Source organism: Olsenella sp. oral taxon 809 str. F0356 (assembly GCF_000233535.1).
GTDB lineage: Bacteria > Actinomycetota > Coriobacteriia > Coriobacteriales > Atopobiaceae > Olsenella_I > Olsenella_I phocaeensis.
Map to the genome: position 1 here is coordinate 518,159 of NZ_JH376563.1, position 26,176 is coordinate 544,334.

General features: G+C 67.0%; 19 protein-coding genes. 5 read left to right on the top strand and 14 right to left on the bottom strand.

All coding sequences use genetic code 11. The annotated features are described in order from the left end of the window. Window positions 1–115 precede the first annotated feature (115 nt). On the bottom strand, window positions 116–3,097 hold the full coding sequence (locus HMPREF1008_RS02310) for a glycoside hydrolase family 3 N-terminal domain-containing protein (protein ID WP_232202818.1): 2,982 nt from the start codon (window positions 3,095–3,097) through the stop codon (window positions 116–118). Between the two features lie 489 nt (window positions 3,098–3,586). Here HMPREF1008_RS02310 and HMPREF1008_RS02315 point away from each other — a divergent pair, with 489 nt between their 5' ends. Both HMPREF1008_RS02315 and HMPREF1008_RS02320 read left to right on the top strand, forming a co-directional pair. Then, on the top strand, window positions 3,587–5,425 hold the full coding sequence (locus tag HMPREF1008_RS02315) for a magnesium transporter (RefSeq protein ID WP_009278241.1): 1,839 nt from the start codon (window positions 3,587–3,589) through the stop codon (window positions 5,423–5,425). A gap of 1 nt (window position 5,426) precedes the next feature. Next, on the top strand, window positions 5,427–6,695 hold the full coding sequence (locus HMPREF1008_RS02320; protein WP_009278242.1) for an Nramp family divalent metal transporter: 1,269 nt from the start codon (window positions 5,427–5,429) through the stop codon (window positions 6,693–6,695). Window positions 6,696–6,793: 98 nt separating this feature from the next. Here HMPREF1008_RS02320 and HMPREF1008_RS02325 read toward each other — a convergent pair whose 3' ends face one another. The 8 genes from HMPREF1008_RS02325 to HMPREF1008_RS02360 form a co-directional block, all read right to left on the bottom strand. Then, complete coding sequence (locus tag HMPREF1008_RS02325; protein WP_009278243.1) at window positions 6,794–7,663, bottom strand: hypothetical protein; 870 nt, start codon at window positions 7,661–7,663, stop codon at window positions 6,794–6,796. A 136-nt stretch (window positions 7,664–7,799) separates the two neighbouring features. Then, on the bottom strand, window positions 7,800–8,237 hold the full coding sequence (locus HMPREF1008_RS02330) for a YtxH domain-containing protein (RefSeq protein ID WP_009278244.1): 438 nt from the start codon (window positions 8,235–8,237) through the stop codon (window positions 7,800–7,802). 156 nt (window positions 8,238–8,393) lie between these two features. Next, the gene (locus HMPREF1008_RS09775; RefSeq protein ID WP_009278245.1) at window positions 8,394–9,341 is read right to left on the bottom strand and encodes a hypothetical protein; all 948 of its coding nucleotides are present in this window, start codon (window positions 9,339–9,341) and stop codon (window positions 8,394–8,396) included. Between the two features lie 147 nt (window positions 9,342–9,488). Further along, entirely contained in the window at window positions 9,489–10,799 is a 1,311-nt protein-coding gene (locus HMPREF1008_RS02340; RefSeq protein WP_009278246.1) for a hemolysin family protein, read from the bottom strand. Between the two features lie 81 nt (window positions 10,800–10,880). Then, window positions 10,881–12,938, bottom strand: a complete 2,058-nt coding sequence (locus tag HMPREF1008_RS02345) for a DUF6541 family protein (RefSeq protein ID WP_009278247.1) — start codon at window positions 12,936–12,938, stop codon at window positions 10,881–10,883. 158 nt (window positions 12,939–13,096) lie between these two features. Further along, window positions 13,097–15,172: a translation factor GTPase family protein gene (locus HMPREF1008_RS02350; RefSeq protein WP_009278248.1), complete on the bottom strand. Its 2,076-nt coding sequence runs from the start codon at window positions 15,170–15,172 to the stop codon at window positions 13,097–13,099. A gap of 211 nt (window positions 15,173–15,383) precedes the next feature. Then, on the bottom strand, window positions 15,384–16,853 hold the full coding sequence (locus tag HMPREF1008_RS02355) for a radical SAM protein (protein WP_009278249.1): 1,470 nt from the start codon (window positions 16,851–16,853) through the stop codon (window positions 15,384–15,386). 200 nt (window positions 16,854–17,053) lie between these two features. Next, window positions 17,054–18,001 (bottom strand): lactate dehydrogenase, encoded by a 948-nt coding sequence (locus HMPREF1008_RS02360; protein ID WP_009278250.1) that lies wholly within the window; start codon window positions 17,999–18,001, stop codon window positions 17,054–17,056. A 131-nt stretch (window positions 18,002–18,132) separates the two neighbouring features. Between HMPREF1008_RS02360 and rlmD the strand changes: the two genes are divergently transcribed. Together rlmD and HMPREF1008_RS02370 are read left to right on the top strand one after the other, a co-directional pair. Then, the gene (rlmD, locus tag HMPREF1008_RS02365) at window positions 18,133–19,326 is read left to right on the top strand and encodes a 23S rRNA (uracil(1939)-C(5))-methyltransferase RlmD (protein ID WP_009278251.1); all 1,194 of its coding nucleotides are present in this window, start codon (window positions 18,133–18,135) and stop codon (window positions 19,324–19,326) included. Window positions 19,327–19,462: 136 nt separating this feature from the next. Then, on the top strand, window positions 19,463–20,257 hold the full coding sequence (locus HMPREF1008_RS02370) for a class I SAM-dependent methyltransferase (protein WP_009278252.1): 795 nt from the start codon (window positions 19,463–19,465) through the stop codon (window positions 20,255–20,257). Window positions 20,258–20,275: 18 nt separating this feature from the next. Here the strand turns inward: HMPREF1008_RS02370 and purN are convergent, their stop codons facing one another. The 5 genes from purN to purE all read right to left on the bottom strand — a co-directional run bounded on the left by purN (window position 20,276) and on the right by purE (window position 25,055). Further along, window positions 20,276–20,959 (bottom strand): phosphoribosylglycinamide formyltransferase, encoded by a 684-nt coding sequence (purN, locus tag HMPREF1008_RS02375; protein WP_009278253.1) that lies wholly within the window; start codon window positions 20,957–20,959, stop codon window positions 20,276–20,278. Beyond that, window positions 20,956–22,029 (bottom strand): phosphoribosylformylglycinamidine cyclo-ligase, encoded by a 1,074-nt coding sequence (gene purM, locus HMPREF1008_RS02380; RefSeq protein WP_009278254.1) that lies wholly within the window; start codon window positions 22,027–22,029, stop codon window positions 20,956–20,958. Before purM ends, purN begins: the two co-directional genes overlap by 4 nt. Window positions 22,030–22,098: 69 nt before the next feature. Beyond that, a complete protein-coding gene (gene purF / locus HMPREF1008_RS02385; RefSeq protein ID WP_009278255.1) occupies window positions 22,099–23,568 on the bottom strand; it encodes an amidophosphoribosyltransferase in 1,470 nt (489 codons plus the stop codon). A gap of 34 nt (window positions 23,569–23,602) precedes the next feature. After that, window positions 23,603–24,541 carry a class B sortase gene (locus HMPREF1008_RS02390; protein WP_198003143.1) on the bottom strand — a complete coding sequence of 313 codons (939 nt, stop codon included), beginning with the start codon at window positions 24,539–24,541 and terminating at the stop codon, window positions 23,603–23,605. A gap of 43 nt (window positions 24,542–24,584) precedes the next feature. After that, entirely contained in the window at window positions 24,585–25,055 is a 471-nt protein-coding gene (gene purE, locus HMPREF1008_RS02395; RefSeq protein WP_009278257.1) for a 5-(carboxyamino)imidazole ribonucleotide mutase, read from the bottom strand. 168 nt (window positions 25,056–25,223) lie between these two features. Between purE and HMPREF1008_RS02400 the strand changes: the two genes are divergently transcribed. Further along, window positions 25,224–26,099: a bifunctional hydroxymethylpyrimidine kinase/phosphomethylpyrimidine kinase gene (locus HMPREF1008_RS02400; protein WP_009278258.1), complete on the top strand. Its 876-nt coding sequence runs from the start codon at window positions 25,224–25,226 to the stop codon at window positions 26,097–26,099. Window positions 26,100–26,176 lie beyond the last annotated feature (77 nt).

Consider the following 26,176-nt stretch of genomic DNA (forward strand, 5'->3'; position numbering starts at 1 on the left):
GTAAGGGCGAGTGCCATGGCCCCGGCGGCCAACAACGCGCCCGGGGAGAGGAACGGTGGCCCCCCGATTTGGCACCTTGTCGAAATCGGTCCTTTTGGAGCGGGAGCGAGCGGCCCTACGCCCTGCGACGGCGGCGGATCCTCATGGCGGCGCGGACGACGACGGTCCCCGCGACAAGCGCGTCGACCAGCGAGACGACCACCAGCACGAGGGAGGTCCCCTTGGTCTTGGCGGGACGGTCGAGCGTGGCCTCGCCCGCCGCGGCCGCCGCGTCGTTGTAGCCAAGGTTGGACGCGCGGGCGTTGAGCCAGGTGTAGAGCACGTCCTTGCTGGCCGCCCGCAGACGCCGGCGGAAGTTTGGGGTGGTGGTGTCAAGGGCGAAGCCGCCATCGTCAAAGACGCCGTCCATGAAGAGGCTGCCGCCGGCACGAAGCATCTGGTCGGCGTTCATATAGGCGTGATGGTCGCTGTAGTCGGTTATCACGGAGCCGCGGAAGCCCCACTCGCCGCGCAGCACGCCATCGACGAGAGCCTCGCTGCCGCCCGCCCAGATGGCGCCGATGCGATTGTACGAGCTCATGACGCCCGTGCAGCCACCGTCCTCGACCGACCTGCGGAAGGGCTCGAGGTAGAGCTCCCTCAGGGACTGCTCGCTCAGCCAGGTATAGAGGGAGTCGCGATAGGAGTCCTGCTCGTTCAGGGCGAGGTGCTTGAGGTAGGTGTAGGTCCCCGCCTGGCGCGCGCCCTCGATGGTACGGGCGGCCATGACGCCGGACACGAGGGGGTCCTCTGAGTAGTACTCGTAGTTCCGCCCGCCCAAGGGCGTGCGATGCAGGTTGCAGGCGGGGGCGTACCAGCCGTCGATGCCCAGCATCGCGCACTCCATGCCCACCGCCTGACCAAAGCGCCTTGACAGGGAGGGGTTCCATGTCTGTGCCAGCGTGGTGGGGTTGGGGAAGCCCACCCCCCAGCGGAGCTGGTTGAAGGAGGACGCCTGGGACGAGCCGTCGAGCTCCTTGCTGCGAGGCTTTCCTATCACGCCGAGCTCGGAGGTGTGGGAGTAGCCGTGCAGGACCAGCTGCTCCATCTGCCCCTGCGAGAGCTGTCCGAGCAGGGAGTCCCAGCGCTCGTCGTCGTAGTCCTCGCCCAGGGCGCGGCCCAGGGCGGTGAGCCTGCCGTGGCGCTCGAGCGCATAGAACCTCGCCTTGGCCTGCGAGGGCTGTTGGGTCATCTGGACCTCTCCGTCGTACCGGGAGTCCTGCGCGCGGGCCTGACCCGCATCATAGCGGTTGAGGATGCGGACGGCGTCGGGCATGGTCCGGTCTACGTCACGGTTCTTGGGAAAGCTGCCCCTGAAGTCCGCCCGCGTGAGGAGTCTCAGCGGCGACCCCGTGCTGCTGCCGTCGATGGAGACGCCGGCCTCGGCCGACCTGCCCGTGAAGAGGTTCGAGACCCGCGCCCCCGTCCTCGCGTCGTCTGGGTAGGGGTGGTCGTGCGGCAGCTCGTAGCTGACGCTCGCGTGCGCGCAGGTCGCGAGGGTGTGCGCGTCTCGCTTGAGCTCGATCCTGTAGCTCCCGCGCTCGAGCTCCCAGCCGGCAAAGCCGTTGCCATTGGCGTCATAGCAGTCGTAGCTCGCCAGGGACCGCACGTCGAAGCTCAGCGTGACGTCCTGGCTCTGGCCTGGCTGGAGCTCGTCGGTCTTCGCGAAGGCGACGAGCTGCGTCGACGGCTTCTCGATCCTGCCATGCTCGTAGGGTGGCGTGGCGTAGAGCTCGACCACGTCCTTGCCCGCCCGCGAGCCCGTGTTGGTGACGCGCACCACGGTAGTCACGCTTCCGTCTGGGTCAAGCTCCCCGCCCCTGAGGGGGTCGCGCGAGACCACCTGCCAGGAGAAGTCCGTGTAGCTCAGGCCGTGGCCGAAAGGGTATTGGACGACGCCGTCGTAGCCCTCCCCATGGCTGGTCCTCTCCCCCTCCCAGAAGCCCTCCGCGTCCGCCGTCTCGTACCAGCGGTAACCGACGTAGATGCCTTCGGCGTAGTCGACGAAGCGCACGGAGTCATAGGCCTCGCGGGTGCCCACGTTGCCGTTGAGCGTCCCGTCGGCCGGGTAGCAGCCCCCTGCGTCGAGGTAGTGGCCCTCGCCGTCCGCTCCCGCGTTGGCCCAGCTGGGGGCTGTGGAGAAGTCGTACGCGTAGGTGTCCGTCGTGCGGCCGGAGGGGTTCACGTCCCCCCAGAGGGCCCTCACCACGGCTCGCGCGCCCGTCGTCCCGGTGGCGCCCACCAGCATGCAGGCGTCCACCCCCTCGACGGACTCGACGACGCCGAGCTCCATGGGGTTGGTCGAGTTGACCAGCACGACGACGTTCTGGTAGTTGGCGGCGACGTAGCGGATGAGCGCCTCCTCCTCGGGGGAGGGCTCGAGATAGTGCCGGGCCATGCTCCGCTTGACGGGACCGCCCTTGGTGGTGACGCGGAACTGCTCGCGCGGGCAATCGATGCTCTCGCCGCTCACGCGACTCAGCACCACGATCGCGGTGGAGGAGTACTCCCTCGCCTCCTGGAGGAGCTCGGGGGTGTAGAGCCCCTCGTCCTCGACGCTCGGCTCGTAGAGCCGGCAGAACTCGTAGTCATGGGTGTTGAGCGACCCGTTTGAGAGAAAGGGCCTCTCGCCCTGGAAGTTACGGTACATCTTGGCGAGCGCCTCGTTGTAGGCGATGCCCTCGTCGGTCAGGGCCTGCAGGATGCCCTCGCACTCCCCCGCCACGCCACCCGAGCCCGAGCCGCCGCCCACCCACTGGGTCGAACCCCAGCCGAAGACGTTCACGCGGTCGACGTCGCGAGGGAGGGGAAGCACGTCTCCCCTGTTCTGCACGAGCACCAGGCCCTCGGCCTCGACCTCCTCCGAGAGCTTCTCGTCGCGGGCCATCTGGGCCTCGACGCGGACGTCTGACACGTCGACCTCGTCGCTGCTCAGGTAGGAGTCGATCGTCTCGCCGAAGCGCACCGCAGCGACATTGGCGGCGACCACCAGGCCGATTCCCAGGCCGGCCGCCACGCGCAGGGCGATGCGGCACCTGCGTCCCGCATCGGGGGACAAGGACGCGCCACCGGGCCTTCCGAACGTGGGGAGGCGTGGAAAGGCGCGCGTCATCTCCGCCCGACCTCATCCTCGGGAGAGACCGCAAGGAAGTACTTGGCTTGCAGGGTCCTCACCTCGCGCCCCCTTCTCTGACTGCGGGTCCACCCCAGGAAGTATCCCACATCAGCTGGCTCGCGCGGCGTGCCCCTGGACGGGAATGGGCGACGGGACGGTGTGCGGGATGGCGCATGACCTTCCTGCGTGGTGATTGGCATTCGTGGGAGTTCTGGCAGCTCGACGCGTGTACAATGCTCAAGGCGCAGGCAGGTGGCCATTTCGATCCCGCCTTGTGACGAGAAGAAGCTACGAGAAGGGTCATTGATGAAACCTCGACCTCACAGTCGATGACCCCTCGGTGCGTCCTGGTTGGTCTCACCGCGGGGTACCCCCGGCGAAGGCGACGCGATCCACGGCGATGCGCGGCGACGGACCAACGAAGGAGCACGCATGATCTATCTGTCCCAGATGCTGGACAACCCCGTTTACGACCTCGACGGTGAGAGGATTGGCAGGGTCAACGACCTCGGCATCGCCACCGGCGAGGTGTTTCCCCGCGTGACCTCGCTCGCGGTCGAGGGACCCGGCAAGACACCGTTCATGATCTCGTGGCGCAAGTACGCAGGCTCCTTCGACGACGACGAGGTGCGACTCAAGGTCGTCTCGACCGACATCCGCTTCTCGTACCTCCAGCCCAACGAGGTCCTCATCGCCCGCGACCTGCTCAACAAGCAGATCGTCGACACGCGCGGCATGCGCGTCGTGCGCGTGAACGACCTCAAGCTCTCGGACACCAGCTCCTCTCAGCTGCGCCTCCTCGGCGCCGAGGTGGGCGTCCGGGGAATACTGAGGTCCCTCTCGCCCGCGTTCGAGCGCGCGTCCCTCAAGATCGCCCGCGTCTTCGGGAAGTCCATCCCCGAGCGCATCATCGCCTGGAACTACATGGACCTGGTGGAGAGGGACCTATCCAACGTGAAGCTGTCGGTCTCGCACAAGACGCTGGACGAGCTTCACCCCGCCGACGTCGCCGACATCATCGAGAGGCTCGACCCGCGCCTGCGCGGCCAGGTCTTCGCCCAACTCGACGACGAGCAGGCGGCGGACGCCATGGCCGAGCTCGACGACGACCAGATGGCAGCCGAAATCGTGGGCGACATGGAGGAAGCCACGGCGTCGCGCATGCTGTCGGAGATGGACCCCGACGACGCGGCCGAGCTCGTGAGCGAGCTCGACTACGACAAGGCAGAGAAGCTGCTTCGGCTCATGGGCGTACAGGAGCAGAAGGCCATCCGCCAGCTCCTGGGGTACCGCGAGGACACCGCCGGCCGCATCATGACCAGCGAGTTCGTCCTGGTGGACGAGACGGGCACCGTAGACGACGCCATCACGGCGCTTCGTGGTCTGGACGAGAACTTCGAGTCCGTCCGCTACGTCTACACCAAGGACGAGGAAGGCCGCCTCGCCGGCGCGGTGAGCCTGAACGACCTCATCGTCCATGGCGGCCAGACCGTGCTGTCGGACATCGCCGAGAGCGAGCTCGTCGTGGCGAGCCCCGACGACGACCAGGAGGACGTGGCCAAGGACATCGCGAAGTACAACCTCCTGGCCATGCCCGTCGTGGACGACGCGCGCAAGCTGCTGGGCATCGTCACGGTGGACGACGCGCTCGACGTCATGGAGGAGGAGCACGAGGAGGACCTGCAGATCGCCGGTGCGGCGAGTCGCGACGGGGACGGGTCGCGCGGTGGCCACGACCTCGTCTGGCTGCTCAGGAACGAGCTGTGGTTCGCCTTCTGGATGCTGGGCCTGGCGGCGCTCGCCCTGGTCGCGGGGACCAACGGGGCAAGCGACACGACCCTCCTACATGCGCTGGCGCTGCCCGTGGCCGTGATTGCCGCGAACGACTCCATAAGCTACGTCACCAACTTCTTCCTGGGCTACGACCCTGACGACGAGGACGCGCCGTCGCTTCTGGGCTTCACTATCAAGGGGCTCGGCCTGGGGCTTCTCTTCTCCGCGCTCGTCCTGCTCGTCGCCGGCGGCATCAAGGCGGCACTCTTCGCGAGCGGCCTGGGCGCGTACGACCCGAGCTTCCACGGCTTCGCCTCCGCGGCCGTGAGCGTTATGGCGTCGTTCCTCTGCGCGCCGGCATACCTCACCATCCTGCGCGTAAGGGACGCCAAGAACCTCGAGACCTCGGGCCTCGCGCTCCAGGCAACGGCCATGGCCGTTGCGATCGTGGTGTACGCCGTCGCACTCGCATGCCTCCCCGGCGGACTGGGGGCCTAGGGTGGCGACGGCACGACGGGCGGCGGGAGTCGACGCGGCGCCCACGAGGGGGCAGCGGCTCCGCTCGACGCTCTCCGTGATGGGACCCGGCATCCTCACCGCCCTGGCGGGGATGGACGCGGGAGGCATCGCGACCTTCTCGTCCGAGGGCGCGCGCTACGGCTTTGGCATGCTCTGGTCCATCCCGCTCACCTGCCTGCTGCTTGTCGTGGTGCAGGAGACCGCCGCGCGCATGGCCTGCGTGACGGGCAAGGGCTTCGCCTCCCTCATCCGCGAGCAGTTTGGCATCCGCATCTCGACGGTCGCCATGCTGGCCGTCATCCTCTCGAACTTCTCCGTCACGGTGTCGGAGTTCGCGGGCATCGCCTCGGGCCTTCTGCTCTTCGGCATCCCGGTCTACGTCTCGGTGCCCGTGGCCGCCCTGGCGTCGTGGCTCCTGGCCATGTCTGGATCCTACCGCCGCATCGAGAAGGCCCTCCTCACCATCTCCGCCGTCTTCGTCACCTACGTGATCACCGGCGTCGTGGTGGGACCCGACTGGGGCAAGGCGCTTGGCAGCACGGTCGTGCCGCAGATGTTGGGAGACCCCGCCTACATCTCGCTGCTGGTGGCAAGCATAGGCACCACGATCTCGCCCTACATGATCTTCATGGTCTCGAGCAACGTTGCCGAGAAGAACCTCGACGAGGGCGACATCCTTGGGCAGCGCGCCGACAACGTGTCCGGCGCGCTCGTCTCGCAGGCCATCGCCTGGTTCATCGTGCTCACTACCGCAAGCGTCCTCTTCCCCGCGGGCGTGGTGATTCAGGACGCTGCCGACGCGGCCCAGGCGTTGGTTCCGCTCGCGGGCAAGTACAGCGCCGTGCTCTTTGCCGCAGGCCTTGTGGGGGCGTCGTTCCTCGCCTCCTGCGTCATGCCCGGCATCACCGCGGGTGCCGTGTGCGAGGCCTTTGGATGGGAGAGGGGCACCGACCGCAGCTGGAAGGAGGCCCCCGCCTACCGCGGCATCCTGACGGCCATCGCCATCCTGAGCGCCGCCCTGGTGCTGCTCCCGGGAGCGAACCTCTTCGGCATCATGATGGCAGCACAGATCGTGAACGGCGTGCTCCTGCCCGTGCTCCTGGTATGCATGGTAAACATCGCAAGCGACCGCCACGTCATGGGTCGCTGGGCCAACGGGCGCATCTGGAACGCGCTAACCTGGTTCACCATCGTCGCCGTGGTGGTCCTCACGGTGATCATGTTCGCGCTCCAGGCGATGGGATACTAGGCTGTCGGGACGCGGGGGCGCCCTGGCCCGCGTACCCCGGGGACGGCCGATGGGTAGGCCGCAGGACGATCTTCCCGCGAAGGCCGAGGGCGCTTGGCCTACTTGCTCGCCTTGCGATACTCGTCCATGAAGGAGCCGAACATTCCGCCGGCCTTCTTCATCTGGCGGCCCACGGCTCGTGCGCCGTCCGCGCCCGTGTTCTTCCGCGAGGTCTTCTTTGCCCCTGGCTGGGTGGCCGTCGCCTTCTTGGGCTCCAACCCACCTTGCGCTGCCCCCTCCACGGACCTTCTGGCCTTGCCGATCGCGCGGCCAAGCGCGCTGGACCCCCTGTCAAGCGCCTGAGAGGCCGTCTCGTCGGCTCGTGCCGCGACCTTCCTTCCGGCGATCTGCGCCCTGGCGCTCGCCTCGCCGGCCTTCGCCGCGGCACCACCGCTCAAAGAGAGCCGAGACGCAGCGTCGTCCACCACCATGTAGCCGCCTCGGTAGCCCCTGAGCATGGACGCGGGGACCTGAACCGAGCCCACGAGCGACTGGGCCACGCCGCCGTCTCCCACGGCAAAGCTCTGCACGCGACCGGTCCCGGCGTCGTAGGTCGCGTCACCCACGTAGCCCAGGACGCGACCTCGCTCCGTCTTGGCGTCCATGCCCGCCCACATGACGCAGGAGTCCCATTCAAGGCCCAGCCTGCCACGGGCCCCGTCATCCAGCGCCAGCCCCGCGTCCTTCGTCAGGAATATGGCGTCCTCGCCCGACCGGAGCGAGTCAAGTGCCAGGAAGGCGTCGGGGCGCCTGACCATCCCCGCGATGTCGGGGCGCCTGACCATGTAGCCTACCAGGGACCTGCCGTCGGGGGAGAAGACCGCGGCATGCACCCTGCCGACTCTCCTGCGCCGAGGCTCGCCGCCCGCCTTGCGGGCAGGACGCAGCTCGTACACCTTCCTGCCCATGAGCTCCGAGATCCTGGCCATGCCCTTCTCCCCTCGATGGCTCCCGAACCGGCTGCCGGCATGTTCCGCGCGCCTCTTGCGCCGCGCGCACGAAACCAAGCGGGGCGGGCGACGTCAGCACGTCCGCCCGCCCCCAAACGCAGCGTTCGAAGGAGCGCTACCCCTCGTCCGTCGCATCGTCCTCGACGACCTCCACGTGGACCGCGGAGTCCGACGCCGTCGCCTCGGCGGCAGCACTGACCTTGTCGGCGACGTCCGAGACCGTCTCCTGCACCTGCGCGGAGGCGTTGGTCACGGCCTCGGAGAGCGAGTCGCGCAGCTGGTCCATGCGCTCGCGGGCCAGGTCGACCTTGGCGCGCAGCTCGTCGGTGGTGGCGTCCATGCCCGGACGGACTCCGGCGATCTTGTCGTTGACCACGCGCGAGCCGCGCTCGTATGAGTCGACCGCGCTGTCCCACGCGTCATTCATGGCGTCGGCGGCCATGGCTCGACTCTCCGCGCCGGGACGAGGCGCCATCAGGATTCCCGCCGCGAATCCGGCCGTCGCTCCCGCGAACAAGCCTGCCACGAATCCAAGTGCTCCCTTTGCGCTCATGTCTTCCTCCCGTCGTTTCCCAGCCAAGGCCGAGAGATCCTTCCCGTATGCGGAGACAGACCGCCCCTGCATGGTGACACCATCCTAGCCGACCTGGGGCCACCAGAAGCGCAAATGCCCGGAGGAGTGCGTCGCGGTCGGTGACCGCGTTTCCTACTAGGGGAGCTCGACCTCAACGTCCCCGCCGTCCGCGACAGGCCCCGGCTCGTCGACCGCCTCGACGAAGGGGGCCTGCGACGAATCGAGGACGTCGCCTGCGTTCCCGGAACGCTCGTCGTCGCTCGAGCCGAGACTTTCCTGAGCAGACTGCCAGGCCTCGGGCGAGGCCTCCCGCTGGACGAAGTCAGGGCCGCGGCCCTCCCTGACCTTCCGGACAAAAGGGTCGTCGGGATCCACCGCCCAGCTTGGCAGCTGCGAGAGTTCCTCTGCACGGCTCGACTCGAGCGCGGCCGACTCGACGGCCGCGCGGGCGCGTGCCTGGTCGGCAGCAGCCGCTGCGGCGGCCTCGGCGAGGGCCCTCCTCTGGGCGAGCTCGTCCTCGCGCTGGGCCAGGAGCTCGTCCCTCCTCTTCTCCACCTCGGCGTCGATCTCTTCCTGGACTTCGCGCTCGTATGCCTCGGCAGGCTCGTCGCCCAGGCTCTGGACCAGTCCGGTCAGGCCCTCGGCGATGGCGTCGACGTCAGGGCGCGGCCCCTCTCCCCCGCCAAAGGCCCAGTCCATGACCCAGACGGCACTGGAGAGCGCGGCGCACACCAACACGTCGTCGGGGCAGGAGAGCTCGACGTCGTAGGTGCGCGCCTCTCCCGGGACGGGGTAGGTGCGGCCAGAAGAGACCTCCGCGGAGGCGGCGGAGCGCGAGAGCAGCTCCACCGTCACGTGCTCGAGGAGGTGGGCCAGCTCGGTGTTGCCCATGACCTCCTTGAAGGTCTCGCTCGCGTCCCCCAGGCAGGCATGCTCGACGATGTGAGGCATGAGCTTGTAGACGCGCGTGGTCCCCTGCAGGTCCTCGCTGGTCATGAGCGGAGCCTCGTCCGAGACGCGCACCCGGGCAACGAGGTTCTTGAGGCCGACCTCGACCCGCAGGATGTCTATGAGCTGTGCCATGGAGCTGCCTTTCCTAGGAACCGCATGCGTCCATACATTGTAGTCAAAGGCGAGAGGGACGCCCCGCGCGCAGGTTGGGACGGGAGCCTTGCAGGGCCTCGTCGGCGAGACGCCCCGCGGCACCTGGTGGCGCGCGGCGCCTGCCACCTAGCCCTGCGGCTCGTCCTCGGTCGTTGGCTCCGGGGCCGTGACCCTGAGCAGGGCGATGCGGCGGCCGCGCACCGACTGCACCAGGAACCTGTAGCCATCGACCTCGAAGGCATCGCCCGGCTTGGGGAGGCCGTCGGCTATCTCGAGCACGAAGCCCGCGACCGTCTCGTACTCCTCGCGGTCCTCGATGGGCCAACCGAGCTCGATGGCGTCGTCGATGCTGAAGCGGCCGTCCACCAGCCACTCGCGCTCACCCAGCTGGGTGAGGTACTTGTTGTCGGGGTCGAACTCGTCCTCGATCTCGCCCACGACCTCCTCGACGATGTCCTCGATGGTTATGACGCCGGCCGTGCCGCCATACTCGTCGACCACGATGACCATCTGGTCGTGGCTGGTGCGCATCTCGGAGAGCAGGGGGATGATGTCCTTCGTGTCGGGCACGAAGTCGGCCCCACGCATGTAGCGGGCGATCATGTTGTCTCCCGCGTCCTCCTCAAGGACGGGGCCGAGGAGGTCCTTGATGTGCGCGATTCCCACCACGCGGTCGACGTCCTCGTGATAGACGGGAACGCGAGAGTAGCCCGTGCGGCGCATGAGCTCGATCACGTCGCTCACCGTGGTCGAGTCCTCGACGGCCGTCATGTCCACGCGGGGCACCATGACCTCGCGGGCGATGGCGTCGCCCAGCTCGAAGATCTCGTGGATCATGGACTTCTCTTCGTCCGTCAGGTCGTCCGCGTCGGTGACCATGTACTTGATCTCGTCCTCGCCCACGTTCTGCCGGTCGTCGGCGCTAGCGATGCCGAGGAGCGCGGCGAGGCCATTGGTGCTCGCCGCCGTGAGCGCGACGAGCGGACGGGCGATGACGGCGAAGCTCCTGAGAGGCCCGGCCACGCTCTTTGCCACGCCCTCGGCGTCGGCCATCGCGATGCGCTTGGGCACGAGCTCGCCCACCACGATGGAGATGTACGAGACCAGAAGGGTGATGAGCACGGTGGCGAGGACGTGGGCCAGGTCCATTGGGACGCCCCAGGACGCAAGCTGGCTCGCGAGGGGACCCGAGAGGCTCGTGGCCGCGAAGGCGGACGAAAAGAAGCCGACCAGCGTGATTCCCACCTGGATGACCGCGAGGAAGTCACCCGGATGCTCGCTCATCTGGGCCGCGCGCGCCGCCTTCTCGTCGCCCTCGTCCGCGTCATGGTCGAGTATGACCTTGCGTGCGGTCGAGAGGGCCATCTCGGCCATCGAGAAGTATCCGTTTACGAGTATGAGGAGCGTGGTTACAGTGACGCTTATGGCTATGTCCATGCGCGGATGCGCAACCTCCCTGTTCAGCTATGGTCCCCAGAAGGATACCAAAGGCCAGGTCGGTTACGTCGGCACGAGGATTTAGGCGGCACTTATGCGATAAAGCGCCATATCTCCCTGCCTCATCACGAGCTCGAAGCCCGGGGTGCCCTCGTTGACGGAGTCGATGCCCTTCCAGAGGTCATGGTCGTAGTTCCAGAGCATCGAGTAGGCCTTGTCCTCCTTGAGGTGCTCGAACCTGATGACGTAGCGCGCGCCGAGCTGGTTGACCGCCGCCCTCACCTCGGGGTCGTCGGCAACGTGATCGAGCCTCGCCCTCACCGTCGCCTCTGCCCCGCCATCCGCACCTATCCCCTCGCTGAGCTCCCTGAAGTAGACGCGCATGCCCGCGTCTCCGTACGCATAGGCGCTGCCGTCAAAGGGGTTGTTGATCACCAGGGCGTCCGCTCCCCCCTCGGCCTCGATCAGCTTCTGGCAGTTGCGGGCAAAGGCGCGCTCTCGCGTGGTGTAGAAGCCGTACTGCGAGTACGCCTCCTGGACCTGCAGCCTCGTCTGCTCGACCTGGGTCTCGATCCGTCCCGAACTCGGAAACGCGCTGAAGGTGAAGGTGGGAATCCTGACCCCGGGATAGAAGACGAGGATGGCGAGGGCGGCGAGGGTTCCCGACGTGAGGGCGGACGCGGTAAGGTGCGAACCATCCCCGACCCGCACCCCCAATGCGCGAGAGACGCCGGTGACGACCCAGTCCATGCCCAACGCCGCCAAAGGGACGGCGCACAGGGCGGCGACGGCGGCGACGCGAGGCGGATCCGAATACCAGAAGCCCGAGAGCAGCTGCTTCGCCAGGCCGCCCATGGTCGCGTTGCCAAAGACGATGCCCGCAGCCGCGACGTAGGACACCGACATCCAACGCAGCCTCCTGTTCCTCAGAGTCCAGACCAGACCCAGCAGCACGAGGAGCGCAAGAAGGGGCTGTCCCAGGTCGGGAACGAAGAAGGCCTGGTAGGCAAGGGTCGCGACGTTCACGAGGGCCTCCCAGGGAGAGATGCGATACCCCCAGAGCCCGAAGCCGACCACGTCGGACATGAACGGCGCCCGATTGAGCGCAAGCCAGACGAGACCACAGGCCACGACCCAGAGGGCTGCCACCGGCCCGGATGGCAACTCATGCAAGAGGACCCTCAGGACGCCGCCCGAAGAGACGATGCGCGCCGCGACGTAGGGAACCAGGATGACGGCGGCCACGAAGATCGCGTTTGGCTGCGTGAGGGCGAGCGCCACGCCGCCCACGAGGAAGAGTGCGAGCGCCCTGAGGCGCGCGGGGCGCTTCCACGCAGGCTCCACGAGAAGCATGAAGGCGACGACGCAGGGAAACACGAGGGAGAATCCCGCGAGGTTGGGGTAGATGGGGCCGAACTTCATGAAGTACCAGGGGAACGCCATGAAGCTCACCGTGGCGAGCGCGCCGGCGGCAAGGGGGCGGCGCTTGCCACGAAACGACCAGGCAAGGAAGACGAGGGTGCCCAGCGGCCACACGAAGGACGAGATGGTCACGTTCACCGCGTTGATCGCGACCGAGATCTCTGTGACTCCCATCTGCACCACCAGGGTGACGGCGGCATGCCAGCCTGCAGGATAGAAGCCCGGAAGAGCGTAGGGGTCGACGGAAAGGTCCTGGGAAAGCAGGTACGGACCCATCCTCAGAGACGAGAAGGACTGCGTCGAGACGAACGCCCTGATGCTGTTGATGTGGTGAGCCAGGTCCCTGCCCGTCATCACGGCGTTGGCGCTGGGAAGCATCCGCACGAACATGAACGTGGTGGCCACCAGGCCCATCGCGAGGTAGAGGGCGATCATTCCCCAGCCAATGCGGGGGAGGTCGGGCAGCCGGAACGAGCGGCCCAGGAGGGCAAGAACCGCGAGGAGGAGGGAGAGGGGGAGGAGGAGCGTCAGGGGTTGGGCCGCAACGCCCAACGTCCCATACAGGATGCCGGCGAGGGCGATGAGCCCAAAGGAAGGCAGGGGCGCCATGCACACGGACCAGCTCCTGGAAAGGCCGAGGGCCCGTCCCATGAGATAGCCCGGGACGAAGATGACGGCGCAGGACGCCAGGACGGCAGGGAAGAGCTCGCTCCACATGGTTCAACCAACCTAACGGCTCGCAGGGTTCCGTCAGACAAGAATAGACCAGACGCGCGGGACGGAGGCAGGCACCCGCCAAACCGCAAGCGCAAAGGGGTGCCGCCGCAAGGGCGACACCCCCATCCTGTGACCCGCGCGGCCCGCCTCGCCTGCCGCTACCTGCCCTCTGCGCGCCTCTCGGCATACTCTACCGCGAGCTTGGCCTGCACGTCGTGGGGCACCTGCTCGTAGCCCGAGACCTCGAGCTCGAACTCGCCCGTCCCGCGCGAGAGCGAGCGCAGGCGCGTGGCGTAGTCGGTGACCTCGGCGTAGGGGATAGTCGCCTCGATGGTGGTCATGCCCTGCTCGCCCTGGCCGCTGGCGGCCGACATGCCCTCGACGCGGCCACGAGAGGCGGACACGTCACCCATGATCGAGCCGGCGTAGCTGTCGGGCACGGTGATGCTCATGTGGGCCATGGGCTCGAGCAGGACGGGCTCTGCCTGGCCTATCGCCTTCTGGAAGCCAATGCGCGCTGCCGTCTTGAAGGCCATCTCGTTGGAGTCGACAGGGTGGTAGGAACCGTCGTACACGGCAACGCGCACGTCGATGAGGGGGTATCCGGCAAGGACGCCGTCCACCATGGTCTCCTGCACGCCCTTGTCGATGGCGGGGATGAAGTTGCGCGGGATGTGCCCGCCCACGACCTCGTCCACGAACTCGTAGCCCGCTCCGGGGTTGGGCTCGACACGCAGCCAGCAGTCGCCGTACTGGCCGGCGCCGCCGGTCTGCTTCTTGTGACGACCCTGGGCGCTCGCGACGCGGCGGATGGTCTCGCGATAGGGGATGCGCAGCTTGACGGTGTGGGCCGTGACGCCCGCGCGCTCCTCGAGACGGTCGAGGAGGACGGAGACCTGCGCCTCTCCGATGGCGGAGATGACGGTCTGCCCGGTCTCCTCGTCGCGCTCGACGCTCAGCGTGGGATCGGCGGCCGCGCTCTTCTCCAGGAAGGCAAAGACCTTGCCCTCGCTCCCGCGCTCGTCCGGCTCGACGGCGATGCGATAGAGGGAGTTGGGGAAGCGGAAGGCGGCGGCCTCGACCTTCCCGGTGACCGAGAGGGTGTCGCCGGTCATTGCCTCGAGCTTGGGAACCACGCAGACGTCGCCCGCCGCGACCGACTTGACGTCGGTGGTCTCGCGGCCGCACATGCTGTAGAGGTGACCCAGCCGCTCGGTCTTGCGGGTGCGCGCGTTCATGAGCTCGATGCCGGGCGTGAGCGTGCCGGCCAGGACCTTGACGAAGGAGAGGCGCCCGTTCTGCTGGTCCTGCAGCGACTTGAACACGAAGGCGACGGGGCGATCGTCGTCGGGAGAGATGTCCAGCGTCTCCCCGTTGACCAGGGGCACGCGACCGAAGTCGGCCATGCTGGGGAACCACGCCGCCACGTCGTCCATGAGCGAGATGACGCCCTCCTCCTTGACGCAGGAGCCCGCGAAGACGGGGACGAAGATGCGCTGTGCGATGGCGGTGGCGAGAAGGGACTCGAGCAGCTCCTGGCTGATCTCGCCGCCCTCGAGGTAGGTCATCATGGCCTCGTCGTCCGCCTCGACGACGAGTTCGGTGAGCTGCGCGTGGGCCGCCTGGGCGGCCTCGAGGAACTCGGCGGGGACCTCCCCCACCACGGGCTTGCCGTCCACGAGGTGGCGTGACCTCATGTGCACGACGTCGATGATGCCCGCGAAGGCATCCCCAGACCCCATGGGGATGGTGACGGGGGCCAGGCGGTTGCCGAAGCGCTCCTGGGCCGTGAGCAGGGCGGTGTCCCAGTCCGCGTCGGAGCGGTCCAAGCGGTTGATGAAGAGCGCGCGGGCGAGCGAGAGCTCCTCGGCGGCGAACCAAAGGCGGGTGGTGATGGTGCCAGGGCCGCTCGCCGCGTCGACCATGAAGAGCGCCGTCTCAGCCGCGGCGAGAGCACCATAGGCGTCGCCGACGAAGTCAGGATAGCAGGGGGCATCCAGGACGTTGATCCTTACGCCGTTCCACTCGACCGGCGCGATGGTGGTCGAGATGGAGAAGCCGCGGGCGCCCTCCTCGCTGTCGTAGTCAAGCGTGGGCTTAGTGCCGGCGTGGCCTCCCAGACGGGTCGTCTTGCCCGTCAGGTGAAGCATGGCCTCGGCCAGCATGGTCTTGCCCACGCCGCCTTGGCCCACGAGTGCGAGGTTCTTTACCCTCTCGTTAGACGAATCTGCCATGGTTCCTCCTCGAGCCGCAAGTCTGGCGGCGACGCCGAGGGGAAGAACGCGACGGCGAAGCCACCGTGCACCTATGGACGACAAGCGCCCGGCGAGGCCGCGCGCTGGATACCACCATACCCATGGACGGCCAGCGCGCGAATCACTCGTCGGGCAGCGTGTGTGCATGCGCGGTGGGCGCAGGCACGGCGCAGCGTTGTCGGGAAAGACCCTACTCGATGACGGCCTCCTCGCGCGCGTCCTCCTCGGCTATGACCTTGGCCTTGAAGTCGACGCTCTGCTGCGACATCTCGTCCTCGTAGACCTTGCGACCCGTAGGATGCTCGGCAAGCCAGAGCTCGCGGGCCTTGGGCGACCACTCCTCGGCGTAGGGGGTCACGCGGGCGCAGAGGTCCTCAGCGCTCTCAGGTGCCACGTACTCGCTGGTCTTGGCGTCGGACTCCTCTACGATCTCGGGAAGGATCTTGGGGTTCTCGAGCATGGGGCAGGGCTGGAGCATGTTGTCGTTCCAAGGCCAGTGCCGGCGGTAGGCCTGGAAGATGGGCTGCTGCAGGCACTCGAGCCAGCTGTGGTCGCGGATGTTCACGTTGGAGTAGTGGATGAAGACACAGGGCTCCACGTCGCCACGGGCGTTGACGTGGCAGTAGACGCGGCCTCCCGCGATGCAGCCGCCCACGTACTCGCCGTCGTTCTGGAAGTCCATGGCGAAGATGGGCTTGCCGCCCTCGACGCCGCGGATCTCGCGGATGCGGTGCAGCATGTACTCGCGCTGCTCGACGGTGGGCATGAGGTCGGCGTTGGCGCCCTCCCCCACCGGCATGTAGTGGAAGAACCAGGCCCAGCGGCAGCCCTTCTCGATGATGAGGTCGAAGAACTCGTCGCTCGAGACGCGCTCCGTGTTCTCGCGCGTGTAGGCGGTGGAGGTGCCGTAGAGCAGACCGTGCGCCTTCATGAGGTCGAAGGCGCGCATGACCTCCTCGAACGAACCGTCGCCACGGCGGCCGTCATTCACGCTGGGCTCGTAGCTCTCGAGCGAGACCGAGAACACGACGTTGCCCAGGCGCTGCACGTCCTCACAGAACCTTTCGTCCACCAGCGAGGCGTTGGTGAAGATGTTGAAGAGGCAGTCGTTGTGCTTCTCGGCCAGCTTGAGCACGTCGGCCTTGCGCACCAGGGGCTCGCCGCCGGTGAGCATGAAGAGGTGGGTCCCCAGGTCCGACGCCTCGGTGACGAGGCGGTCCATCTCGTCGTAGCTCAGGTTGAGGCGGTTGCCGTAGTCTGCCGCCCAGCAGCCCACGCAGTGCTTGTTGCAGGCGCTCGTGGGGTCGAAGAGGATGATCCAGGGCACGTTGCACTGGTACTTCTCGGCGTTTGCCGTGGTGTTGCGCAGGCCGCGGAAGGCAGCCTCGTAGCCACCGTTGAGCACCGTCGTGCGCAGCACGTTGGGGTCGGTGGTGTCGATGACGTCAAAGAGCCAATTCTCCCACTTGGAGCCAGGGTAGAGGCCCTTGCGGATGCCGCGGGTGGCACCGGGGGAGGTGTCCTTCAGAAGCTTGCCCGCCATGTCGATGAGGTGCTCGACGTTCTTCTCCCGGTCTTCGCCCGATGCGCTCTTGATGATCCGGTCTATGGCGACGCCAAAGGCCTTGCGCTCTGCCGCGTGCGCGATCTTGGACTGCATGGCCACCCCTCCTCGTGAGTCGTTTTGACCCTAATTTAAAACTGGGGTCACTTTACTCTTCTTGGAAGACGATGGTGGACGAATTTTGAATAAAGTTCAATTGTATTGTCTACCGTAGCATTTACAGGCGAGAGGACCCGACGGCCGTCGTGGTCGCCGGGTCCTCGCTGAAATCGCCTTACGACTCGTGACGGGTCAGCCTACCAGCACCTGACCTTCTCGAGGTTGTCCTGGATGTGCTTGCAGCTGGCGTGGAACTTCTCCTGCTCGTCGGCGCTGAGCTCGAGGGGGAAGGTGGCCTCGACGCCGTCCTTGCCAATGACGCAGGGGATGGAGCTGTAATGGCCGCTCTCTCCGTAGACGTCCTCGAGCAGGGTGCCCGCGGGGGTGATGAGCTTGGAGTCCTGCACCACGGCCTTGACCAGCTCGGTCGCGGCGTTTGCCACGGAGTACTCGGTGCACTGCTTGCCGGCGTAGGTCACGTAGCCGCCCATGCGCGCGGCCTCCTCGATGGCGTCCTTGTCGAAGGAGAAGTGCTTGGGATCTGACTTCTCGAGCTCCGCCAGTGGCGTGGCGCCAAACGACACGTGCGACCAAGCGGCGAACTGACTCGCACCGTGCTCGCCGATCATCCAGCTGGTGATGGAGTTGGGGTTGTAGCCGGTGGCGTCCCAGAGGGCATGGCGGAAGCGTGCGGAGTCAAGTGCGGTGCCCGACCCCACGACCTGGCGCGGCTCGAGCTCGGCGAGCTTCCAGACCATGGTCGCGACGACGTCGCAGGGGTTGGCGATGGTGACGATGACGCCCTTGTAGCCCTTGATGCGCGGCGCCCACTTCTTGGTCTCCTCCGCGGTGCAGAAGAGCTCGCCGTCGCGGTTGCCAGCCGCCTGGGCGACGTGGCCTGCGGCGTTGACGATGACGTCGCAGCCCAGGAGCTCCTCGTAGTTCTCATGGCAGTTGTACACGCGCGCCTGGCGGGGGTAGAAGGACATGGCGTCCTGGAGGTCGTTGACCTCGCAGGCGACCTTGCTCTCGATGGAGTCGACGCAATAGATCTCGGCGGCAAGTCCCTGGTAGAGAATGGCGTTTGCCACGTGCGCGCCAACGTGGCCCATTCCGATGATGCCGATCTTGGTAGGAGCTCCCATGAGGTCCCCCTTCTGTCGCGGTCGATTCGTGGTTCCCAGATTCTATCGCTCGATCGACGCGCGAGACCTGGCCGTACAATAGCCCGTACAAGTTGGTAACCAAGGCGAGGCAAGCGAGGCGGGAGAAGAGCGTGGGATTCAGAACCTACACCTGCCCCATATCCAGGCGCTGCGGTGGCTGCGAGTGGCTCGCCGTCCCCTACCCCATCCAGCTGAGGCGCAAGCAGGAGGCCATGGAGGAGCTCTTCTCGCCCGCCGTCGAGAAGGACGGCTGCGAGCTGGGGCGCGTCCATGGCATGGAGGAACCCGTGCGCTTCCGCCACAAGATGGCCTCTCCCTTCGCCCCAGGGGCGAAGGGGAGGGTCAGGGCCGGCTTCTACGAGGCGGGGAGCCATCGCATCGTGGCCTGTCACGACTGCCTGGTGGAGGACCCCTGCGGAAGGGCGATAATCGACGACCTCGCACGGGCGGCGGAGCGCCTGCACATTCCCGCGTACCGCGAGGACCAAGGCACGGGAGTCCTGAGAAACGCCGTCGTGCGCAGCGGGTACGCCACGGACGAGGTCCTCCTGACCATCGTCACCAACGGGTCCCAGCTCCCCCACGCGTCCAGGCTCGCCCGCATGCTCAAGGAGGCTCACCCCGAGCTCACGAGCATCGTCCAGAACGTCAACCAAAGGCGCACCAACGCCATACTGGGCCGCGACTGCGTTACCCTCCTGGGACCGGGCGTCATGCACGACAAGCTTTTGGGCTGTCGCTTCGAGGTGGGGCCGACCAGCTTCTACCAGACCAACCCCGCCCAGACCGAGGTGCTCTATAGCCTGGCCATCGACGCGGCGGAGCTTCGGGCCGGCGAGCGCATGCTCGACGCTTACTGTGGCACGGGCTCCATAGGCATCTGCGCCGCCCGTGCCGCACAAGAGAACGGGCGAGACGTGCGCGTCGTGGGGGTGGAGCAGGTGGCGGGCGCCGTGGACTGCGCAAGGAGGAATGCGGGCGAGAACGACCTCTCCGCCTCCTGCGACTTCGTCCGAGCCGACGCCACCAAGTACATGAGGCGCCTGCGGGAGCGTGGTGGCGAAGGCTTCGACGTAGTGATGATGGACCCGCCGCGCGCCGGATCAACCCCCGAGTTCATCGCCGCGGCCTGCGCCCTCGAGCCCCGGGCGGTGGTCTACGTGAGCTGCAACCCCCAGACGCAGCTCCGCGACCTGGGGGAGTTCCGCAGACATGGCTGGCACGCGCGCAGGATCGAGCTCGTGGACATGTTCCCCCACACCAAGCACGTGGAGACCGTCTGTCTGCTGTCGCACGAAAGGTAGCCGCAAGGACCGGCGGAAAAGGTCCCGTGACGGGGTGCTCCACCGCGCCTCTCCCTAAGTCACTTTGCCTGAAAGTTAGCAAAGTCTTACTATTCTTGCTGCCAATGCAACCTTCGGAACAGGCGAGGTACGACGCATGGAGAAGATAGACATATCCGGCGTGCCGGAGACCATGGTCCAGACCCTTTACGCACGGGCAAAGGAGTCGCGACGCAAGAACGCCCTCATCCACGACGACAAGGCCGTCGAGATGGTCGACCGGATGGACTACGACTTCTCCTTCGCCGACAAGGACCTTGCGATGGGTGCCGGCGTGATTGCCCGCACGATGCTGCTCGACGACATGGTGGGCGAGTTCGTGGCCTCGAACCCGGATTGCACGGTCATCAACATCGCCTGCGGCATGGACATGCGCTTCTGGCGCATGGACAACGGCCGCATCCGCTGGCACGACATCGACCTGCCCGAGACCATCGACGTCCGGCGCCGCTTCGTCGAGGACACCGACCGCGTGAAGATGCATGCCTTCTCGGCCATGGACGAAGCATGGGCGGCCGAGGTTGGTCCCATCGACGGGCCGGTCCTCGTGATCGTCGAGGGGCTGACGATGTACCTCTCGGCCGAGGACGTGGCACGGATTCTCTCGATCGTGCGGGACCGCTACGCCCGCGCCACCCTCTTCGTCGAGTTTCTCAACCCTCGCTTCGTGGGCAAGGACGTGGAGAGGAGCATCTCCAAGAGCAACGCTCGCTTCACGTTTGGTGCACGGAGCGGCGCGGAGCTGGTGGCCGGCATCGATGGCCTGCGCCACGTCGCCGACCGCAGCCTGAGCGAGAAGATGCCCCTCATCAACCCTGTCTACCGGCTGCTCATAAAGGTTCCGGCCATCGCGAACCTCTCGAACAAGATTGCCGTCATCCGCAGCTTCTGATCGCTTGATAGGTCCCCACTAGGCAGAGGGGGTGACGTGAACCCTCCTGCCGTCGGCGTCCAGGCTCACGCGACCGTCGGCGAGCAGCTGGATGACCTCGGGGTACAGCACGTGCTCGATCTGGTGGATGTGCGCCTCCAGCTCGTCCACGTCCCAACCCTCCTCGACCGCAAGGGCGCGCTGGGCAACAATCGGTCCGCAGTCGTAGCGCTCGTCGGCGAAGTGCACCGTGACGCCCGTCACCTTCACCCCGGCGTCGAAGGCGTCCTGGATGGCGTGGGCCCCCTTGAAGCTGGGCAGCAGCGCGGGATGGATGTTGACGACCCGGGATGGGAACGTCCGTAGTATCGGGTAGTGGACCATCCTCATGTAGCCCGCCATCACCACGTAGTCAACGTCGCGGCGGCGCAGCTCGGTGGCGATGACCTCGTCCGCAGTCAGGGGGTCGTCGTAGATCTCCTTCGAGAGGCTCAGGGTCTGGATGCCCACCGCCTCCGCCCTCTTGAGCCCCAGGGCTCCCGGACGAGAGGAGACCACGAGCTCGACGGTGGCATTCAGCGTCCCGTCGGCGATGCGGTCGATGATCGCCTGGAGGTTGGTGCCCGAGCCGGAGATGAGCACCCCCAGGCGCAGTGGCCGTCCCTCGCGCGCCATGGGAAGGCTCGCGGGCTCGGGGGTGGAGAGCGTGAGGTCGTCGCTCATCGGTAGCTCACCTTTCCGCTGCCCGGCACGCACTCGCCCATCACGAACGACTCGAGCCCCTGGTAGGCCAGGGCGGCACGGACCATGGCCACGTCCTCGGGGGCGACGATCAGGCTCATGCCCACCCCCATGTTGAAGGTCTTGTAGGCCTCGTCCTGGGTGAGCCCCGCCGCGCGCACGCAGTAGTCGATCACGGGCGGGACGTCCCAGCCGGGCCCGTCCTCGCCGCCACGGTCGACGACCGCGTCGATGTCCGCGGGCAGGGCGCGGTTGAGGTTCTCTGTGATGCCACCGCCCGTGATGTGCGCCATGGCGTGGATGGGAGCCCCTACCTTGAGGGCTCTGACCAGCGCCCCCGCATAGATGGTGGTGGGACGCATGACCGCGTCCGCCAGGGACTCGCCGCCCAGCTCCTCGAGCGGGGCCTCCAGCTCCTCGATGCTCTTGCCCTCGATGGCAACCTTGCGAACCAGAGAGTAGCCGTTGGAGTGGATGCCCGAGCTGGGAAGTCCCAGGATCACGTCACCCACGCGCACCTTGTCGGGGCCGATCATCCTGGGACGGTCCACGACGCCCACCACGAAGCCCGCGAGGTCGTAGTCGTCGGGGGCCATGACACCCGGATGCTCGGCCATCTCTCCACCGACGAGGGCGCAGCCGCTCATGCGGCAGCCCTCGGCGATGCCGCTCACCACCTGCGCCACGTGCTCCGCGCGCAGCTTCCCTATGGCGATGTAGTCGAGGAAGAAGAGGGGCTCCGCGCCGATGGGCACCACGTCGTCCACGCACATGGCGACGAGGTCCTGCCCCACGCTGTCGTGGCGCCCCAGGAGCTGTGCGATCGCGAGCTTGGTGCCCACGCCGTCGGTGCCCGAGACCAGGACGGGGTCCTCCATGTCCTTGAAGGACGCCATGGAGAAGCAGGAGCCAAACCCGCCCAGCCCACCGATGACCTCGGGCCTGCTGGTGGACGCCACCATCTCCTTGATGGCGTCGACGGCGCGCGCGCCCTCGTCCACGTCGACGCCGGCGTCGGCGTAGCTCACGTGCCTCGTCTGGGCCTTCTCCATTGTTTCCCCTCTCATGGGTCTTCTCTTCGATGGTCGTGCGGGACAGGGACGCCGACGCGGGGGCTTCCGCTATTCCTCGGGACCCCCGGGCCTGTAGCCCTCCATGAACTTCCTCTGGGCGAAGCTCTGAGGGATCCTCACGGGATACCAGCCGTCATAGCAGGCGCAGCACCAGCCGGTCGAGGGCACGCACTGCCTGAGTCCGGCAAGCGAGAGGAACGCCAGGCTGTCGGCCCCGATGAACTCCCTCACCTGCTCCACGCCCTTGCTGGCAGAGATGAGCTGGGACTGGACGTCGGTGTCGATGCCGTAGAAGCAGGGCCACCTCACCTCGGGGCAGTTGATGCGCACGTGGACCTCGCGGGCGCCTGCGTCGCGCAGCATCTGGACTATCTGCTTGGAAGTGGTTCCGCGCACGATGGAGTCGTCCACCATGACGACGCGCCTGCCGGCGACGTTGTCGCGCAGGGCGTTGAGCTTCAGACGGACGCCGAGGCTACGCTGCTCCTGGGTTGGCTGGATGAAGGTGCGCGCCACGTAGCGGTTCTTCACGAAGCCCTCGCCGAAGGGTATCCCCATCTCTCGTGCGAAGCCCTCCGCAGGAGGCAGGCCGCTGTCGGGCACGCCGATGACCAGGTCCGCGTCGACCGGTGCCTCCCGGGCGAGCTGCCGTCCCATGTCGAAGCGCATGGAGTACACCGACTTGCCCATGACAACCGAGTCGGGCCTCGAGAAGTAGACCTCCTCGAAGATGCAGCTGGCCGGCACGCGGGCGGGCACGCCTCTCTCGCTCACCAGCCCGTCGTCCGAGACGCGGATGATCTCGCCGGGCTCGACCTCGCGCACGTAGTCGGCCCCGACGATGTCCAGGGCGCAGGTCTCGGAGGCGACGACCCAGCCGTCGTCTCCCAGCCGGCCCAGCACCAGGGGACGTATCCCGTTGGGGTCGCGGAAGGCGTAGAGCGCGTTCTCGCGCACCAGCGCCATGGCGTAGCCGCCCTCGATCATGCCCATGGCCTTGGCAATGCCCTGGCGGAGGTGGCTCGTCTCCTTGGTGTAGTGGCCGATGAGCTTGGCGGCGACCTCTGAGTCGGTGTTCGAGCGGAAGGGCACGCCCAGCTCGACCAGGCTCGCGCGCAGGCTGTCCGAGTTCACGAGCGTGCCGTTGTGGGCGAGGGCGATGATGACCTCGCTGATGGTCGAGAGGTGCGGCTGCGCCGCCTCCCAGCTGCGCGCGCCGGAGGTCCCATAGCGGACGTGCCCTATGGCCACCTTGCCGCGCATGGCCGAGATGTCCGCGTCGGTGAACACGGCGTCCACGAGTCCGAGGTCCTTGCGGACCAAGACCGTGCTGCCGTCCCCCACGGCTATTCCCGCGGACTCCTGGCCGCGATGCTGCAGGGCGCGCAGGGCGAAGTAGGTGATGCGCGACACGTCACGCCCGGGGGCCCAGACGCCAAAGACGCCGCACTCCTCGTGAGGCGAATCTCCCTCCCCCAGTTCGTCGATGTCAAAGGCGGTCCGAGACGTCTCTCTCACTGGGCGGTCTCCTTGGGAAGGGGTCATGCCTGGGCTATTCCGTGGCTGCGAGGGCCGCCGCTGCCTCCGCCTTGGGGACGCAGACCAGAAGCGACCGGCCATAGCCATCGTAGTAGTTGCAGGTCGACATGGTCATGACGTGTTTCAGGCCCGAAATTATCCTTGCCGCATCGGGGCGGCTCGCCACGGCCTTCGCGAGGCGTTCGTTCAGGTAGGACCTCAGCTCCTCGTCCGAGTCGAACTTGGTCGTGCGCGCGGTCCCGTCGTCGGGCTGGGTGTAGTAGACGAAGAGCGGCTCGAGCTCGTAGCTCTGCTGCTCGGTGAGGTACCAGATGGTCGGCGTGGCGTCGAAGACCTCCTGGTCCTTGAGGAGGAAGAGCGAGTAGAACATCTGTCCGCTCTTGAGATGGTGGCCATAGAGCATGGTCTGGCCGTCGATCAGCCCGGGAGCCGTGTTCTCGTAGTCCATGAACACCTGTCCGCCCAGAGTGTACTGGCCCTCAGCCGTGTGGTGTAGGTAGTAGTCGTTGTCCGTGCCCTGGTAGACGGGGTAGTTGACCACCGTGTCGGGCACGTAGACCCAACCCACCACGTCCTTGTTGACCGCCTTGAGGCCAGCCCAGTCGACGTCGACCGGGGCCTTCGCGCTGCCGTCGTCCGAGGCGGACGTCGCGTCGCTCACGTTGGCGAAGGACGCGAGCCTGTCGTTGACCACGTCCTGCTCGTGGTACTGCCAGCGGGAGTACCCCCAGAGGCCAGCAGCCACCAGGAGGAGCACGATGCCGACGGCGAGGAGGACGTTCGAGACGAGGAGGCGGCGCCTTCTCGAGCCCCTCTCCCCCGTCGTCTCGCCCTTCCTGGCGCGACGCTCGGGGTCGGCGGGGTTGCGCTCGATGACAGGCTCTATGGGGAGCGGCGCATGCACGCCCTGACCCAGTCCCCCCTCCCGACGAGGGGCGTCGTCCCTTCTCATGTGCTTCCCTGGCACGCGGTCTCCTCTCGTCTTCCGGGCGGGACTAGGCCTCCGCCATCTGGCGCTTGAACTCCACCAGCTTGTTCGCGTACTCGGGCATGGACGTGCCCAGGATCTGGGTCGCGTAGATGGCCGCGTTCTTCGACCCGCCGATCGCCACGCAGGCGACGGGCACCCCGGAGGGCATCTGGACCATGGAGAGGAGCGAGTCCATCCCCCCCAGGTCGCTCGTCCTCATGGGCACGCCCACGATGGGCAGCGGCGTGTAGGCCGCGACGACCCCACCCAGGTGGGCCGCCTTGCCTGCGGCGGCGATGATCACCTTGATGCCGCGTGCTGCCGCGGCAGACGCCCATTCGCGCACCTTCGCCGGGGCCCGGTGGGCCGAGGCGACGACGAGCTCGTAGGGCACGCCAAACTCCTCGAGCTGCCTGGTACACGCCTCCATGGCCGGAAGGTCCGACTTCGAGCCCATGATGATTCCCACCAACGGTGCCTGCTGCTCGCCTGACATGAGGTCTCCCCTCGTCTGTGCCCGTGCAATCGTGCCTTCCCAGTATACGTTGGCGGGAGCGCCCGCTCCTCGGCGCGCACACTCTGGCTACAAGCGCGGCGCACCCCGTGCCGATGGTCTATCGTGTCCTGCAGCATCGGTCCATCAGTCCATGTGAGAGGAACCACCATGACCAACGCAAACGAAATCAGGCTGTACCGGCGCGAGGGGCACTACATACCGCGCGTGGCGGCCGTCCATGACCTCTGCGGCTACGGGAAGTGCTCCCTGGCAGTGGCCATCCCCGTGCTCTCTGCCGCCGGATGCGACGTGTGTCCTGTCCCCACCTCGCTCTTCTCGGCAAACACCAAATTCCCCGTCTTCCACATGCACGACACCACCGACATGCTTGAGCCCTACCTCGACGCCTGGGTGCAGGAGGGCGTCGAGCTCGACGCCGTGTACTCCGGCTTCCTGGGTTCCGCCGGACAGGTGGGCGCCATCCAGCGCCTCTATCGCGAGCACCCGCGCGCCTTGCGCGTCGTCGACCCGGTCATGGGTGACGAGGGTGCCAAGTACCCCACCTACACCGACGAGATGTGCGAGGCCATGGGCGCCCTCGTCGACGGGGCGGACCTCCTCACCCCCAACCTCACCGAGGCCTCCATCCTCACCGGCATCCCCTACCAGGGGCACGACGTTTCCGACGACTTCGTGAGGCAGAACCTCGAGGCGCTCGTGGGCATGGGCGCCAAGGCCGTCGTCCTCAAGGGGGTCATCCGCGGGGACGGGCTCATCCGAAACTACGTCTGTGGGGGCGACCTCGACGTATGCGAGGTCAAGGCCGAGCTGTTGCCCTACATGCTCCACGGCACGGGAGACCTCTATGCCTCGAGCCTGCTTGCCGCCGTCATGTGCGGAAGGTCCCTGCTCGAGGCGACGGAGTTCGCAGGCGAGCTCGTGCGCAAGGCCATGGTGGTGACGCGCTACCAGCCAGACTTCGAGATGCGCGGGGTCAACTTCGAGACCGTGCTGGGAGACGTCTGCACGCTCCTCAAAGGCTAGGCGAGAGGCGCTTTGGTCATTGCGAAGGGGGACTGCGGAGCACGAGCTCCGCAGTCCCCCTGGCCGTTCGGGCATGT

What these genes read in the sequence shown, in the direction of transcription:
- HMPREF1008_RS02315 (WP_009278241.1), top strand. Translation starts at nt 3,587, where the DNA reads ATGATCTATCTGTCCCAGATGCTGGACAACCCCGTTTACGACCTCGAC.
- HMPREF1008_RS02325 (WP_009278243.1), bottom strand. Translation starts at nt 7,663, where the DNA reads ATGGCCAGGATCTCGGAGCTCATGGGCAGGAAGGTGTACGAGCTGCGT.
- HMPREF1008_RS02330 (WP_009278244.1), bottom strand. Translation starts at nt 8,237, where the DNA reads ATGAGCGCAAAGGGAGCACTTGGATTCGTGGCAGGCTTGTTCGCGGGA.
- HMPREF1008_RS09775 (WP_009278245.1), bottom strand. Translation starts at nt 9,341, where the DNA reads ATGGCACAGCTCATAGACATCCTGCGGGTCGAGGTCGGCCTCAAGAAC.
- HMPREF1008_RS02340 (WP_009278246.1), bottom strand. Translation starts at nt 10,799, where the DNA reads ATGGACATAGCCATAAGCGTCACTGTAACCACGCTCCTCATACTCGTA.
- HMPREF1008_RS02345 (WP_009278247.1), bottom strand. Translation starts at nt 12,938, where the DNA reads ATGTGGAGCGAGCTCTTCCCTGCCGTCCTGGCGTCCTGCGCCGTCATC.
- HMPREF1008_RS02350 (WP_009278248.1), bottom strand. Translation starts at nt 15,172, where the DNA reads ATGGCAGATTCGTCTAACGAGAGGGTAAAGAACCTCGCACTCGTGGGC.
- HMPREF1008_RS02355 (WP_009278249.1), bottom strand. Translation starts at nt 16,853, where the DNA reads ATGCAGTCCAAGATCGCGCACGCGGCAGAGCGCAAGGCCTTTGGCGTC.
- HMPREF1008_RS02360 (WP_009278250.1), bottom strand. Translation starts at nt 18,001, where the DNA reads ATGGGAGCTCCTACCAAGATCGGCATCATCGGAATGGGCCACGTTGGC.
- HMPREF1008_RS02370 (WP_009278252.1), top strand. Translation starts at nt 19,463, where the DNA reads ATGGAGAAGATAGACATATCCGGCGTGCCGGAGACCATGGTCCAGACC.
- purN (WP_009278253.1), bottom strand. Translation starts at nt 20,959, where the DNA reads ATGAGCGACGACCTCACGCTCTCCACCCCCGAGCCCGCGAGCCTTCCC.
- purM (WP_009278254.1), bottom strand. Translation starts at nt 22,029, where the DNA reads ATGGAGAAGGCCCAGACGAGGCACGTGAGCTACGCCGACGCCGGCGTC.
- HMPREF1008_RS02390 (WP_198003143.1), bottom strand. Translation starts at nt 24,541, where the DNA reads ATGAGAAGGGACGACGCCCCTCGTCGGGAGGGGGGACTGGGTCAGGGC.
- purE (WP_009278257.1), bottom strand. Translation starts at nt 25,055, where the DNA reads ATGTCAGGCGAGCAGCAGGCACCGTTGGTGGGAATCATCATGGGCTCG.
- HMPREF1008_RS02400 (WP_009278258.1), top strand. Translation starts at nt 25,224, where the DNA reads ATGACCAACGCAAACGAAATCAGGCTGTACCGGCGCGAGGGGCACTAC.